Annotated in this window: 15 protein-coding genes and 1 pseudogene; 15 read left to right on the forward strand and 1 reads right to left on the reverse strand. The window is 34.7% G+C overall.

The features are described from left to right. The first annotated feature begins 237 nt into the window (after nt 1–237). Nucleotides 238–714, forward strand: coding sequence for a Bsp6I family type II restriction endonuclease (locus BM146_RS14925; protein WP_074890749.1), 477 nt, complete (start codon nt 238–240; stop codon nt 712–714). Here the strand turns inward: BM146_RS14925 and BM146_RS14930 are convergent. Next, a complete protein-coding gene (locus tag BM146_RS14930; protein ID WP_074890751.1) occupies nt 711–1,253 on the reverse strand; it encodes a helix-turn-helix domain-containing protein in 543 nt (180 codons plus the stop codon). The genes BM146_RS14925 and BM146_RS14930 overlap by 4 nt on opposite strands. 196 nt (nt 1,254–1,449) lie before the next feature. Between BM146_RS14930 and BM146_RS14935 the strand changes: the two genes are divergently transcribed. From BM146_RS14935 to BM146_RS19600, 14 genes and pseudogenes are all read left to right on the forward strand, one after another. Further along, nucleotides 1,450–2,376: a glycosyltransferase family 2 protein gene (locus tag BM146_RS14935; RefSeq protein WP_074890753.1), complete on the forward strand. Its 927-nt coding sequence runs from the start codon at nt 1,450–1,452 to the stop codon at nt 2,374–2,376. A 52-nt stretch (nt 2,377–2,428) separates the two neighbouring features. Beyond that, entirely contained in the window at nt 2,429–3,301 is an 873-nt protein-coding gene (locus BM146_RS14940) for a radical SAM protein (RefSeq protein WP_074890755.1), read from the forward strand. Further along, the gene (locus BM146_RS14945) at nt 3,298–4,467 is read left to right on the forward strand and encodes a glycosyltransferase family 4 protein (protein ID WP_074890757.1); all 1,170 of its coding nucleotides are present in this window, start codon (nt 3,298–3,300) and stop codon (nt 4,465–4,467) included. The genes BM146_RS14940 and BM146_RS14945 overlap by 4 nt, the downstream gene beginning before the upstream one ends. An 89-nt stretch (nt 4,468–4,556) precedes the next feature. After that, a complete protein-coding gene (locus tag BM146_RS14950; protein WP_177201689.1) occupies nt 4,557–5,591 on the forward strand; it encodes an EpsG family protein in 1,035 nt (344 codons plus the stop codon). Nucleotides 5,592–5,606: 15 nt separating this feature from the next. After that, the gene (locus tag BM146_RS14955; protein ID WP_074890761.1) at nt 5,607–6,548 is read left to right on the forward strand and encodes a glycosyltransferase family 2 protein; all 942 of its coding nucleotides are present in this window, start codon (nt 5,607–5,609) and stop codon (nt 6,546–6,548) included. Between the two features lie 209 nt (nt 6,549–6,757). Continuing rightward, on the forward strand, nt 6,758–7,543 hold the full coding sequence (locus BM146_RS14960) for a hypothetical protein (protein WP_143087505.1): 786 nt from the start codon (nt 6,758–6,760) through the stop codon (nt 7,541–7,543). A 1-nt stretch (nt 7,544) separates the two neighbouring features. Continuing rightward, a complete protein-coding gene (locus tag BM146_RS14965) occupies nt 7,545–8,984 on the forward strand; it encodes a lipopolysaccharide biosynthesis protein (protein WP_074890765.1) in 1,440 nt (479 codons plus the stop codon). A gap of 307 nt (nt 8,985–9,291) precedes the next feature. Beyond that, a pseudogene (locus BM146_RS14970) lies at nt 9,292–9,957 on the forward strand (sugar transferase). Between the two features lie 89 nt (nt 9,958–10,046). Beyond that, nucleotides 10,047–11,015 (forward strand): ATP-grasp fold amidoligase family protein, encoded by a 969-nt coding sequence (locus BM146_RS14975; protein WP_074890766.1) that lies wholly within the window; start codon nt 10,047–10,049, stop codon nt 11,013–11,015. Between the two features lie 47 nt (nt 11,016–11,062). Next, nucleotides 11,063–12,073, forward strand: a complete 1,011-nt coding sequence (locus BM146_RS14980) for a hypothetical protein (RefSeq protein ID WP_074890768.1) — start codon at nt 11,063–11,065, stop codon at nt 12,071–12,073. 322 nt (nt 12,074–12,395) lie between these two features. Continuing rightward, complete coding sequence (locus BM146_RS14985; RefSeq protein ID WP_083413582.1) at nt 12,396–12,866, forward strand: DUF1919 domain-containing protein; 471 nt, start codon at nt 12,396–12,398, stop codon at nt 12,864–12,866. 146 nt (nt 12,867–13,012) lie between these two features. Continuing rightward, nucleotides 13,013–13,327, forward strand: a complete 315-nt coding sequence (locus BM146_RS20525; RefSeq protein WP_083413583.1) for an EpsG family protein — start codon at nt 13,013–13,015, stop codon at nt 13,325–13,327. Nucleotides 13,328–13,802: 475 nt separating this feature from the next. Next, nucleotides 13,803–14,117 carry a hypothetical protein gene (locus BM146_RS14995; protein ID WP_074890774.1) on the forward strand — a complete coding sequence of 105 codons (315 nt, stop codon included), beginning with the start codon at nt 13,803–13,805 and terminating at the stop codon, nt 14,115–14,117. A 301-nt stretch (nt 14,118–14,418) separates the two neighbouring features. Then, nucleotides 14,419–14,592, forward strand: coding sequence for a hypothetical protein (locus BM146_RS19600; protein WP_177201691.1), 174 nt, complete (start codon nt 14,419–14,421; stop codon nt 14,590–14,592). Nucleotides 14,593–15,526 lie beyond the last annotated feature (934 nt).

Genomic DNA, 15,526 nt, shown 5'->3' on the forward strand with positions numbered 1-15,526 from the left:
TGCAGAAAACGCTTAACCAAAGGCTCTAAAATGGTATAATAATGTCAATTGTTATAATCAAACAGAAACGGAACAGTTAGCTAAATGGCATTGATTGTGTGCTGAGTCTGGAAGGCAAGATTATAATTTGATAAGGATGGATTGATAGATAGCCTAGCTCTGAAAGGAGCTGGGCTGTTTTTGTAATTGGCGATGAATTTCAGAACATATTAATATGGTAAAAATGGGGGTGACAAAATGAATAAAAATAACGTACTTGACAAAAAAGAAATAGAATATTTGCAGACACTTGTAAGGCTGGATGGTCTTCATAAAGAGATGTTTGGGAAAAAAAGAAATATAAATCTTCCGGTTAAATTTACTGAGCGGATATGCAGAAAACTGTTAGGTCTAAGTGAATATAAAGGTAAAGCATACGATGCAAAAGATAAGAATGGAGGGTGCACCATTGAAATAAAGGCCACATGCATGCCTAATCCACGTACAACATTTTCAAGGGAGCATGAGGCAGATAAGTATATTTGGCTAAAACTAGTGGCTGAGGACAATTGTATAGAGATAATAGAGCTCGACAAAAAGGAAGTAGAGGTTGCAGTTCATAAGGATAAGACTAAAAGAACACGTGCTTCTGTTGATTTAGATAACATAAATGGCCAAAATATGCTGATCAGGTTTAACTACATAAATATGACCTTCGAAGGTGATGACAACTAGTTTTTATGAGATTTCATAAGTTTTGATCGCTTGCACCAACCATATACCTGGGCGTATGAAATGTTGAAATGGGCAGCAGTTCCCTTGTAATCTAGACCGTGATTAAAACAGTACTGGGTAATTTCTTTGCGTTCCATGGCAGAAACAAATCTTTTGGATTCATCAGTATAAAGTGTGCCATGAGGATGATAGTCTTTTAATTCTTTGTTTTCAGTATAGTCTTTGACCCAATTGCTGAGTGTTGCTTTCGAGGGGATGTTATACTTGGCGGCTATTTCTATAAGAGAGCCTTTGCCGTCAAGGTATTCCTTTACAGCTTTCATCTTGTATTCTGCGGAATAATCTTTATTCCCCTTCGGCTTAAGGAAAGCAGCTTCTCCGGATTGGAGATAACGTGGAACCCACTCGTTCAGCATCGATTTGACGACAGTTTCATTAAATGTAATGCCATATTTTTGGCACACTTCTTTATGTGTGAACTGGCCAGAGAGATAGTCTTTGCACGCGGCTATTTTTGTTTCTGCAGAATATTTAGACATAGGAATCCTCTCGAATAATTCAAGTAATATTTAACATGTCTATCATGGAGATAATACCACATCATATGTCTTTTTCTATGACAAATAACTATATATAGACTATAATTATAATATGTGAACGTAGAAATTAACGGGCTTTGATTATGAAATAAATGGCGTTTTATTATAGCCTTTGTCTTTTGATGATGGGGGATATATGGGCAACAATGAAGTATGTGCAGTGGTAGTAACTTACAATAGAAAAGCGCTTGTTGAGAACTGTATTAATGGGATATTGGCTCAAAGAGATGCTAAGTGTGACATCATCGTCATTGATAATGGCAGTACTGATGGCACCGAGGATTTGTTTAGAGAAAAATATGATTTGGATAATATTAGATATTTCAATCTTGGGGAAAATCTGGGATGTGCCGCTGGAACATCAAGGGGAATAAAGGAAGCAGTTCTAGCAAATTACAAATACATATGGGTTATGGACGATGATGTAATTCCGAATGAAGATACATTATATGAACTGCTTAAGGCTGATGAGGAACTTAATGGATATTGGGGGATTCTTTCCAGCGCGGCATATTGGACAGATGGAAGTATTTGCGAATCAAACAGGCAGAAGAAGACGCTGTTCAAGTTTATGAAAGATGATGATTATAACAAACGCTTTGTACGAGTATGCATGGTATCCTTGGCTTCCATGTTTATAAAAGCAAAGGTTGTTAAAGAGGTGGGATTACCACTTTCGGAATATTTTATTTACACCGAAGATTATGAGTTTTGCAGTAGGGTTGGAAAAAAGTATCCTATATATGTGGTTCCTGCAAGTAAAGTCACGCATGCTATGAAAATCAATAGAAAAGCTAATCTTGTTAAAGATACTCCAGATAGATTGTATAGATATAAACATCTTTATAGGAATGATGTTCATTGTTACAGAAAGTTAGGGCTAAAAGGGCATTTATATTTGGCTTTAAAGTTTGTGTATACATTTACAATGGTTTTGTTAAAGGAGAAAGAACACAAAAAAGAAAAACTCGGTGCTTTGATTACAGGTTATTCTGAAGGGTTTAAGTTCAAGCCATCTGCAGAGAAAATAGATAGTATCATCATAGATTTTCCGCAAACATGAGTGTCTTTTGAAGATTAAGCCACTAGATTGCCAGTGAAGGGAGCAAAATGGCATGGGGAGATTTAAGAACAAGATAAAAGTATACATACCAGATCGTATATGGCAGGTGATGCGAATCATTTTTAACCCTAAAAAGCCAAAAAAAAAGCTTAGGGTTGAAATACATGTTGCTGACCACTGCAATCTTAATTGCAGGGGATGTGATAATTTTTCATGTTTGGCAAAACCAAATTATCTTGACCTGAATGATTATAGAAAGGATCTGGAACGGTTAAGGGAGTTGTTTGGTGATGACGTTGAATGGATAACAATGATGGGTGGAGAACCACTGCTCAATAAAGATATAACGGTATATTGCAGCATTGCAAGAGAGATATTTCCTAAAGCTCTGGTGCGTATAATTACGAATGGAACGCTCCTGCTTAAACAGGAGAATGCTTTTTGGGAGTCACTAAAGAAGGATCGCATATTACTTTTTGTAACTAAGTATCCTATCAGTTTTGATTATGACGCAGCCAAAGCGTATGCAGAAAAGATGGGCGTGGGGTTTGAATATGCATTTGAATCTGGAGATGTCCTAAAAACAATGTATATGACCCCTATAGATCTTGAGGGAAGGCAGAACCCCAAAATAAGCTATCAGCTATGCGGTAAGGGAAACAAGTGCATTACTCTAAAGCACGGGAAAATGTATACTTGTGAGACTATTCCGAATTTTTTTACATTCAACAATTTTTTTGGGACAGATATAAAAGTTACTGATGACGATTGCATAGATATTTATGAGTGCGATGATCCTAAAAAGATTATGAAAAAGATGGCATCATATGCGCCTGCTTGCAGATATTGTGATAATATTCACTATTCAAGTGGCATAGAGTGGGGATTGACAGAAAAGAAAATTACAGAGTGGGTTAAAAAATGAAAATTCTTTATGTTGCTGATACTTATGAGATTGGTGGAGCTTTTCTGTCATTTATAAGCTTGCTTGATGATATTCTGCAGAAACATGATGATATAGTCCCAATTGTGTTGTCATCAAAACACGGCAAAAACAATGAATTTGCTGATAAAAATGGAGTGGAAAATTATAGTATTGGGCATAAAGCCTATTATATGAATAATGGGTCGACGCTTCCTAGAAAGATAATAAGATTTGTTTTGAGACCAGCATTAAAGGCTAGGTATGAGTTGGCAAATAGAAGGGCTATAAAAAGAGCTGAAAATTTGATAGATTTTAATACGGTTGATTTGATTCATTCCAACTCAAATAGAAATGACATAGGGGCTATATTAGCCAAAAAACATGGAATCCCTCATATATGGCATTTGAGGGAGTTTGGCGAAGAATGCTTCACATTGAGAAGTGATTATATCAATTTTATGAATAACCATGCGGACTGTTTTGTTGCCATTTCTCATGCGGTAGCGGATAGATGGATTGAGAAAGGAATTGATCCGAAAAAGATTGTTGTTGTTTATAATGGGGTCAAATGCGTATCTGGAACAATTCAGAAATGGGATGACAGGCTTGTAAAAGGTGTGATTACTGGGTTTGTTTCTCCATTTAAGGGGCAGTATGATCTTATAAAATCTTTGAATCTTATAAAAAATGATATCAGACATAGGTTTCAATTAGATATATACGGCAATGTTGCAATAGAGTATTTGATAAGATTAAAGCTTTACGTCGCTATTCATAAAATGGGTGATATTGTGAGGTTTAAAGGTTATGTAAGCGCAGTGGAAAGCCTTTATTCTAAATATGACATTGGTTTTATGTGCTCAAAGGCAGAAGGCTTTGGAAGAGTCACAGTAGAATACATGATGGGTGGCCTTTGTGTAATAGCTTCTGATACGGGTGCAAATCAGGAGCTCATAGAGAATGGGGTTAATGGGTATATTTATAGATATAAAGACAACAGGGATTTGGCTGAGAAGATTAAAGAAGTAATAGCTAACCCCGATAAGGCATTATTATGTGCTCAAAAAGGGATTGCAGATGCCCAAAGTAAGTATGCTAAAGAAATAAATGCAGATAACCTTTGTAAGTTATATTACAAAGTTTTAAAAGAGAAAGGCGGAAAATGAGTTCGAGTAGTTCCTTATTGCTATATTTGGGTGGACTAGGACTGACCGTATTGTTCCTATTTATAATTGAAGTACAGAAGAAACTGGATATGTTTGATAGACCAGTTTATTTTGAGGGCGAAAACTTTTGCATTAGAAGAAGTCTTATTTGTGCAATTTTGGCATTTGTTCCCTTGTGGTATCTTATGGCTTTTCGAGGTATAAGAGTTGGATCTGATACTATAGGAACATATTATAGATATTACAAATATTCAATAAGAGATTATCCGATATCAGCATTTGGTTCGGAGTTTGGTTATTATGTCTTGAATAAGGCGATTACATGGTTTGCATCTTCGTACCATGTAGTTTTGATTGTGGTTAGTAGTATTATTTGGTTTTTGTATTTTAAATATATTTGCAAAAACTCAGTATCGCCTTGTATAAGCATGGTTGTTTTTTTTCTTACTTTTTTCTATTTTCGTCAGTATAACGGTGTACGGCAGCTGTTAGCAGAAGCAATTATTCTGCAAGGTTTTCACTACATCTATGAAAGAAAGTTTATAAATTACTGTTTGGTTATAGCGTTAGCATTTACGTTTCACAATACAGCCATTTTTCTTTTACCGGTATATTTCCTTTATAAAATAAGACTAACTCCCAAAATGGCAGGAATTATTATTCTGCTGGGCAAGTTTGGAACGTCGATTATGGTTAATAATGTTCTGCCATATCTTCTGAAAGGGACTAAATACTATAAGATGATATATGATATCCGTGCATATAAGGGAGGCTATTGGATATCTGATATTGTTGTATCAGGAACAGTGCTTTTGTTCTGCTTGATTGTTCTAGGATATGATAATGACAGTAAAATGAGCTTTAATTCATGGCTGATATTGATTTCATTTTTGCTGGCTATAAATTCTAACATGATTCCGATGGTCGGGAGATTGTTATGGTATTCGAACATTAATCTGATGGTGTGTGTTCCTATGCTGATTAGTAAATATCCGAGGAAATTGGATAAAGTCTTGGTTTTTTGTGTGACAATGCTTGTCTTTGGAGTGTATTTCTATCAGCAGTGGACGCTTGGGGTTGACTCGGTTCAGAATTATGCTTTCTGGGGAGAAAACATGCAGTAGGAGACCTGATGAATTATGAAATTTAGCATAATTGTTCCAGTGTATAATGTTGAAAATGAATTGAAGCGGTGTATTCAGAGCATTCAGAATCAATCTTATCAAGATTATGAAGCGATATTAATTGATGATGGGAGCACTGATAGTTCTGGGGAATTATGTGATGAGCTTGGCAAAGAAGATTCAAAGATAATAGTTATTCATAAAGAAAATGGTGGACTATCTTCTGCGCGTAATAAGGGAATTGAACGTGCTAATGGCGAATATCTGATTTTTTTAGATTCAGATGATTATATTGAATCCAATTTCTGTGAAGTCATATCTGAGGCTATTCAAAAGGGCAAAGTGGATATAGTAGCTATTGAAATGCTTTTTGAGCGGAATGGAATAATTGATGAGAAGAGAATAAAAAGTATAAAGCCATATCGTGAAAATAGATGCAGAGACTTTCTTATTGAAACTCTAAAAACAGCTTCATTTAATGCCGAGGCCTGCGGAAATGTATATAGAACGGAGTTCTGGAAAAAGAACTGTTTTAAATTTGCAGATGTATACCATGAAGATTTAGAGATAGCTTTAAAAGTATTTTTGGCGGCAAAAAATATAGTTTATTGTCCGGATGCAAAATACCATGCTGTTGCCAGAACTGGTTCAATAATGAATGATGTGAACAAGGCAGAGAAACGGCAAAAAGATCTTATAAATATTTTGAAGTCATGGTTCGTGCTTGCAGATAAAGAGGATGATAAGAAATTAGAAAAATCGATAAAAGGTGCTGCCTGTAGAACCTATATTTACTCTTGTGCTCACAACGAGATAAAAAGGCCAAAATATACGGTCGTGAGAAGAAGAGATATAATGAGATACTCTTTGAGTGCATCGGATTTTATAAAAGGAATGTTTTTCATGATTTCTCCAACAGCCTACTGTAACGCATGGAAGAGAAAGCATAAATATTAGTGAGGTGTCATTGGGTGCGGACGAACATCGTATATACAATAATAAGCAGGGATGAGGATTATTATACTGAACAGCTGTTGGCATCTGCTTGGTCAGCAAAGTATTATAATCCTGATGCTAAGATAATATTGCTATGTGATGAAACGACTAATAGATATATAGAACAAAAGTATAGCAATATCATACAGGATATTATAAACGATATCAAAGTGGTTGATGTTCCAGCTGAGTTTGGATTAAAGGAGCAATCACGGTGGCTGAAAACAAGTGCAAGAGAGTATGTATCTGGACCTATGATTCAGGTGGATACAGATACAATTGTCTGTGAAAAACTATCCGAGGTTGATAATATAAGATCTGATATATCAGCAGTCTGTGATTATCATTGCTCGATGGATAGCGCACCTTATAGAAACAAAGTACTTAGCAACGTTTGCAAGCTATACGAGCTCTCAGCGGATGAAGTAAAAAAATCGGGAGCCAATTATTATAACAGTGGAATTATATTTTCAAATGATACAGATAAGGCAAGAAAATTTTATCGAGATTGGCACAAATTTTGGAAAGTAGGACTAGATAAAGGAGTGCCTAGAGATCAGTATGCTTTTTTCAGGGCGGCTATGGATAATAGTGTTGATAGGCTTGACGATGTTTATAACTGTATGATAAGAACTAGCGTTAAATATTTGCATACTGCAAAGATTATACACTTTTTTAATTCTGGGTGGGGAAGCGACCAAATTAGTCCTTTTTTTTCAAATGAAATATATAGAAGAATAAAAGAATATGGCAGTATTTCCGAGTCAGATAAGAAATTGATATTAAACTGCAAGTCTGAGTTTTCATCTCCTTCAGTAATAATGGACTCTTTTGAGTCGGAAGTTATATTTAGCCCGGTATTTATATTGCTAAGGGTGTGGCATAAGGATAAAAGTATAATGTTTAAATTTGCAAACTATTTATCCAGGGCAATACTTAAGCTTAAAGGATTATAAAATGGCATTATATTTAGATAAAATCAAGAAAGCACCTATTCAGGTTAAAGCATCTTTTTTATTTTTTGCGGGGTTGGCCATTCAGAAAGTATCAACCGCGTTATCTTTGATGCTTTTTACAAGACTAATGCAGTCTGATCAATATGGACATTACAGCATTTTTAATTCCTGGCTAAGTATATGGAGAATTTTTATTACATTGTGCTTAAGCGCAGGAATATATATGCAAGGATTAGTCAAATTTGAAGATGATAGGAAGAAGTTTGAGTCTTCAATACAAGGCTTGTCCTTTTTTTTGTGTACTATCTGGCTTTTCATATATGTTGTTTTTAGGAAATATATAAATCTGTTTTTTGGATTTTCTACATTTCAAATGATTATGGCCTTTGGAATCATTTGGTCAAGTGCTACATTTGATTTCTGGTCAGCGAGCGAAAGGGTGGAATATAGGTGTAAAAGAATACTTGTCCTGTCATTAATTGTTGCACTTGTTAAGCCGCTTATTTGTTATTTTGGGATAGTATATTCTAGCGATAAAGTTACCGGATGGATTTTGGGGATTGCAGTAACTGATTTAATCTTCTTTTCGTGGTCATTTATTTCAGTAATGAGCAAAGGAGGAGTGTTTTTCGATAAGTCTTATTGGATATATGCGGTAACGTTCAGTATACCACTAATACCGCACTACTTATCGCAGACTGTTCTAAATTCGGCTGACAGGATAATGATTGGAAGGATGGTTGGAGATAGTGAGGCCGGAATTTATAATTTGTCATATTCGATTGCTATGATGCTTACGATGATAAGCAAAGCTATAGTCAGCATGCTGAACCCTTGGATCTACAAAAAGATAAAAGCAAAAAGGGTGAATGACATTGAAAATGTTGGATATCTTTCTTTATGTGGGATGGCAATGGTAAATCTTTTGCTTATAGCTCTAGCTCCGGAAATAGTTTCAATTATAGCACCGCCGGATTACTATGAAGCAGTTTGGATTGTTCCTCCGATAGCAATAAGCAGCTTCTTTATGTTTAGCTATGATTTGTTCTCGGAGTTTGCATTTTATTATAACAAGACAATAAGAATAATGTTTGCCAGTATAATTGGAGCAGTCTTAAATATTATATTGAATCTAATTTTTATAAGAATTTGGGGATATTTTGCAGCGGCCTATACAACGCTGTTATGCTTTATGATCTACGCAATTATTCATTATTTGCTTATGAATAAAATCAGTAAACAGTATATACAAGAAAAACCAGTATATGATTGGAGAAAACTTATAATTATCTCTGCTATGTTTATGGCACTTGGATTTGGGTATATGTATTCGTATGGCAATATGGCTGCTAGATTAGGAATCAGTATGCTGCTGATTGTCATATTGGGGTTGGGACGAAAAAAGCTAATGAGCCTTATTCGAAGTACTATGAATGAGTGATAAAGAATAACTAACGCCTAAATAATACAGGTGACCTTAGGGATGAATGATAGGACGAATATTTTATTGATAAAATTGTGACAAACCACAAGGAATAGACTATAATAAAAGCATGGCAGTGGTGAAACATAATGCACTGAAAAATGTAATAAAGACTTATGCATTTACGATTTTTAGATTAAATTATTTCATTATTATGCCGATATAAGTAATGGGTGTATATGCAAATAGGGATTGCCCTGTTTATCACAGCCTATGAGGGGGTTATGATATAGCAAGAACGAATGCAGTTTCGGCTGAAAAAGTTGTGTCTTCTAAAGGCAAAAAGATCATAGAGCTTAATTATTGGGAAATTTATGATCACAAACCCAATATATACAAATGGCTCAAGAGAGCCTTTGATGTTGTTGCTGCTTTGGCAGCGCTGGTTGTTTTGCTTCCAGTATTTTTGATAACGGCTTTTGCTATTTTTATTGAAGATGGAGGGCCGATTTTCTTTACTCAGCATAGAGCTGGTAAGGATATGAAGAGCTTTAAGATTTACAAATTTAGGAGCATGTATAGAAACGCAGAGGCTCAGTTCGAGAATATGCAAGCTCAGAATGAGCAGATTGGGCATGCATTCAAGATAAAAAATGATCCCAGGATTACGCGGGTTGGAAGATTTATCAGAAGATATTCCATTGATGAGTTGCCCCAGTTGTTTAACATTATCAAAGGGGATATGAGTGTTGTGGGTCCGAGACCTATCATTTATTCCCAGATGGAAGCATGTAATGCGTATGAAAAGCAAAGGTTGATTGTTAGGCTGGGGCTTACCTGCTATTGACAGGTTTGTGGAAGAGCAAAAATCAAGTGGGACAGATGGGTTGAGCTCGATTTGCAATATATACAAGATATGAGCATTAAAAAAGATATTGAATTTATTATAAGAACTTTTCCTGCAGTATTTGGACAAGACGGAGCATATTGATATAATTAAAGCGTGGGTCATAGTGAAGATTCACGCTTTTTCTTTAAGATGAGATATATGAAGTTATAGCTAATATAACAGGTGTTCAAATGGATAATGGAAAAAATATTATCAATAGAATAACTGACAAGGACAACAGATTTCTCTTATTTGAGTCTATGGGGCTGTACAAGCATGTAAACGATGAAGAAATAATAAAAAGGCTCTATGAAATTAAGATGGGTAAAGTGCTTAATCTTGATGAACCGCATACTTTATCTGAAAAGATTCAATGGCTTAAACTTCATGATAGAAACAGGCTTTATTATACGTTGCTTGATAGATATGAAGTTAAAAAGTGGGTTGATAAGAGAATACGCAGCGGGCATGTCATTGAAGATTTTGGGGTGTGGAGAACTGTTGACGATGTTGAATATTTTAAATGCCCATCAAATTTTGTTTTAAAGATTACTCATAATCCGGTGGGAAATTTTTGTTTTGACAAGTATAGTACTGATTTTAAAGCGATGAAAAGGCAAATGAAAAAGGATTTTTCTAAGAACCTTTATTGGAATGGGAACAGTAGAGATTGGGCGTACCAGTATGTCGATAGAAGAATCATGGCTGAAGAATATATTCCGGAGATATGGGTAAAGGGAGCGGTAGAGTATAGAGTTACATGTTTTAACGGCAAAGCAGAGATTATATCTATTTATATAAGGACAGCGGATAATGATAGTAATATAAGAGCTTGCGGTTATTTTGATAGAGATTGGAATAAGCTCCCATTTACTATTGGTGATACAGCTTTTGAAAAAGGTGCATCGGAGCCTGACTGCTTAGATGATATTATTGAATACTCTGAGGCATTAGCTAGAGGTATACCATTTGTCGTAGTAAATGGTTACTGGATTAGAGATAACTACATTTTTGATGGTATGTCTCTTTATCCGGATGGCGGATTTACTAACTTTTATCCGGATGAATGGGATAGGATACTTGGAGATAAGCTAGACTTATCTGCTTTTGATGCAAAAATAATTAATTTCCCAATAGAAAAGATTAAGAAAGACGGATGAAAGAGTAATAAGGCTTAATAGCGTTATGGTTCTTTGGAGAATGCTTTATGAATGAGATGATTGTAACAACTAGACATAAGGTATTTGTGAATAATCCAGTTCAGGAGTTTAGCTCAAAGATTGATAATAGTACTGTATTTGTCGGATCAAAAGGCGATAAATTGATTGTGAGGATTCACACAAGAAAGAATGAAAACAATACAAAGCATTTGTTCTTTGATATTTTCTCAATAATGTATATCTGTCTGGGGGCTTTCCCAACAATAGAAAACGTCACGTTTAACGGATGCAATCTTGATACAGCGCAGCTTGCAAAGAAATATTATACGCGAAAAACTCTATTCCGAGATGATTTGAGAATAGCAAATATTTGCAGTCAAACAATCAATCAAACAATTATCGATAATTACCGAAAAAAACAACATGAACCCATATCGTCTCTGCAGTACTTAGACTCTGCAGGATATGAAACTGTTGTGACAGATCATAGAATAACGCTGCTATTACATATAATTGATGGGATATGTGATGTGAGTGATAAAGTATTAACTGCCGCGAAGGCGGAAGTAGTAAATAGATACAAACCAAATAATAATCCAGGTGATTATCTTTGCAAGGTATATTTGGTGTCTAAAGATGGCTTTTTTAACTATCACAGACAATATAATTGTGGGATCCTAAAGTTAATGCACATTAAACAATATGATTTCTTGAGTATGCTGAGTGATACTCGAAACTGGAATTCACATTTTTTGAATAACAAAAAGCCTAATCGAATAAAAGACGGTGCTAAGATAGTAATATTTTTTGAAATAGTTCACTACATGATTAGGATAAAAATTGCCAAGGACATAGGAATAGAATTGGTTAAAGAAAATATACAAGAGTACTACTACACTGTTCATGATTGGATACTTGAGATACTTTACGGCAGGGATGATGCATTAAAATCGAGTACATACATGACCAATAAGAAGAAAAAAGCATTTCAGAAGGCTATTCAAGATTACCTTAATTCCATTCAAACTACTAAAATGATAAATGGCTACGATTTATAGTCATTGACTTGCGGCCATGATGAATAGAATGGCATTATGCAGAATAGGCAAGAACACTTGAAAAATCAAGCATTTTTATAATGACATCAGAAATAATAAGGCTTATAATAGTAGTGATGAGTGATTCCGAGATGTATTTTTGGAAAACTACCTGTCTTATACATTGAATGATTTCGTATGGACATAGTAGACCCAAAATGGTGAAAAGTAATAGAGCACCATAAAATCGAGGGACAGACACATCTTATCCAACGTTTTCATCCCGCATAATACCTCTCTATGGAGTGAAAACGAATAATCTTCTTATAAGAATTTCCGCTCTATGCGGTTCTATTCCGTTCAAGGTAGTATCTCGAGGACGGTTTCCCCTACAATTAATATGTTTATGAACGCAAAAGATTTTGTTCGATTTTGCAAAGACATCAAGTTTTGGGTGGAGCAGCCAATGATTGAAATAGAAACTCCCCTGCCCTATCCTGTAGCTGAATTAGGGAAAGGGGGAGTTAGGTTGCATTTGGTTCATTATAAGACGGTTATGGAAGCACAAAACAAATGGAATGTGAGAAAAACAAGAATCAACTATGACAACGTTTGTTTAATTATGAATGATAGAAATGAGTTTACGATACAAGATGCTTATGAATTTGATAAACTCCCTTATAAGAAGATTCTACTTACACATTTACCAATAGATGGATGTGGTTCGGCACAATATATAAAAGGCTTTGAGAAAGATCCATATGTTCCAGTGATGGCTTATTACAAAAACAAATTTTCTATAAAAAAAATATAGATAATTATGATTTTATCAGTTGGTTAAATGCATAATATAGAATTAGGTGGAACCATGCAAGTATATATATTAACTTTGGGATTAATTATAGTCTTTAATTTTGTTTTTAAACCTAACATGTCACAGGTAGGGAAAAAAACTATGCAATTTTTTCATTTTTATTATTAGGAGGATTATTGTCACTTCGAAAATACACCGTTGGAAATGATTTACACTATCAATACTATCGAAATTTTATACAATATCATGATTTACCCTGGAAGTATATTTATAGTGTGCGTACAAGATATGAACCCGGATTTCTTACTTTTTTCAAAATATGTGGGCTAATCTCTGATAATCCTCAAGTTATGATAATAATTCATTCGTTGTTTGTGATTGGGGTATTTGTTTATTTTTTTTATGAAAATTGTGATAACTTGCCTATTGCAATATATTTATTTGTTACTTTAAATCATTGATTTCAAAGTATGGTCATCTTGCGGCAGATACTTGCAGTATGCCTTGTACTGATTGCCTCAGAAGTGTTATTTAGTAAAATTTCTTTTTTAATAAGATATTTTTTGTTTGTACTATTGTTAGTGTTAGCGTTAAGCATGCATTATTCTGCATTTATTGGAATAGTGATTTTGATAATTAAGCATATCAGTTTTAACAAAACAGTTTTTTTATTTTCAACGCTTGGAGGGATTGTATTATTTTTTTCTAACGCTATTTTTTATTGGCTGATGGATCAGATTGGAGACTTTATTGTTGGTTCAAAACTTCTGGCCAAACAGTATGCTTACTTTTCATCTCAAGTGCTGAAAGAGTCCAAATACACTATGTCAGGGATATATTCTTTTGTGCCTTATTTATTAACCTTTATATTTGCAGGGCTTTTATTAATCAACTGGAGGATTGTTATAACAATTAGACCAGGAGGGTGGGAAAATCGTGTTAACAAAAAAAGATTTTTGTGGAAATTATACAAACGATTTCCTTATGTATTCAGTATTAGTGGTGGTTGTAGCAAGAATTATAGCATTTAATCTTCCAGTCTTTTCTCGTTTTACACAATACTTTATGCCATTTGAATATGTTTTGGTAGGGCGAGTATTAGCTATGATGAATAATGTTTATATCAAGAGGATTGTAATTTTATCGGTTTATGTTATAACAGCTATTGCTTTTATTATGATGAATTCAGATTTGGCATTAAATGCCAGGATGACAGGAACAGTTCCGTATAAATTCTTTTGGCAGTACTAACATATTAACGGTAGGCGGTTAACCTTATCCTAACGAAAGGAGGTAATAATCCAATCGAAAGGAGGGCATACATAATGGTGAACTATTCAGATCTGTTTCAATACACGATGATGATTGTTGCCGTAGCAACCTTTGCTTATCTTTTAGGCAAAAGAAAATAACCGCCCCAGCCTAGCAACTGAACGGTTATTATCATAACTAATCATTTAAAGGGCTAACCGTCTATCGGTAGCACTTTTGTTAATATGATATTAGCACAGAAGACAGTATTTTTAAAGATTGAAAATAGCACATTGTAAAAATGTTGACAGATCATTTTGATGAAAGGCTTGATGGAGCTTTACCACCTGTTTTTCACCACATCTTTTCTCAGATACAGATTTCCTTTCACATTTTCCTTAAACAGAGAAAGCTGGTTTTCTTTGACCATGTATGCGAGGTTCTGGCGGGAGCATTCAAGGATCTCGCAGCTTGAAGACGTATCTTCAAGATTGTTTTTGGCAAAAGCAAGAAAATCTTCATATATTAGTGGAACTTTTTGACCTTCTTGGGATTATCATTTTTGCGAAGAAAAGAATATGTTGCCACTCGAACTGATGTTTGATAAGATATTATTGGTGCTACCATTTTCGGTTAAGTAAGATAGAAAATCTTTGATTTTCGCAATCAAACTTATACAGAAGTAGGCGGTTGGCTCTTTGCCGGATTTATCCGAGAACTCTCAGGTATTTGGGAGGCATGCTTATGAGAAATCTTTAGAAGGGTTAGCTTGGTGATAGAAATTGCGATATCCCTTGTGAGTATTGTAGTTACGATTATCAGTATCATCGTAACAATCATCAGTATTTGCAAGGATTCAAGAAAGTAAACATCAAAAAAGACCGCTGAAAAAGCTCTAGCCAAGCTGCGGTCTCTCTTGATCGTAACTATTGTCAGAGTCAACCGTCTATCGGTAGCACTCTTTATATAAATATCTTAACATAAACAGAAGGCGTTTTAAACACTTTTTTGACTAATGATAGAAACCTATGCGATACAGAAAGTAGGTCAATGCCATTTAGCTAAGCTCCCTACCGTTGTTCGGTTGTAACCTCTGATATTTTTATAAAGATATGGAATGGAAGCAGTTATCATTATTTTAAGTGTAATATCCTAATATATTTAATGAAGAAAGGTAAAACATTGTTTAACAGATCAGACATAAGCAGAAATCAGTGCCAACTCTTTGGTGGTCAGGCAAAGCTTGGGTACGATTGGTGGTGGTTTTGTTAATATGATATTAGCACAGAAGACAGTATTTTTAAAGATTGAAAATAGCATGTTCAATGAATCGGGGTTCATGGAAACTATGCAGAAGTGGTATAGTGAATACTAGGTGATGCTGGATTAATCTGGGATAACAGGGGGAA

This window comes from Butyrivibrio proteoclasticus (assembly GCF_900115735.1).
Taxonomy (GTDB): Bacteria; Bacillota; Clostridia; order Lachnospirales; family Lachnospiraceae; genus Butyrivibrio; species Butyrivibrio proteoclasticus_B.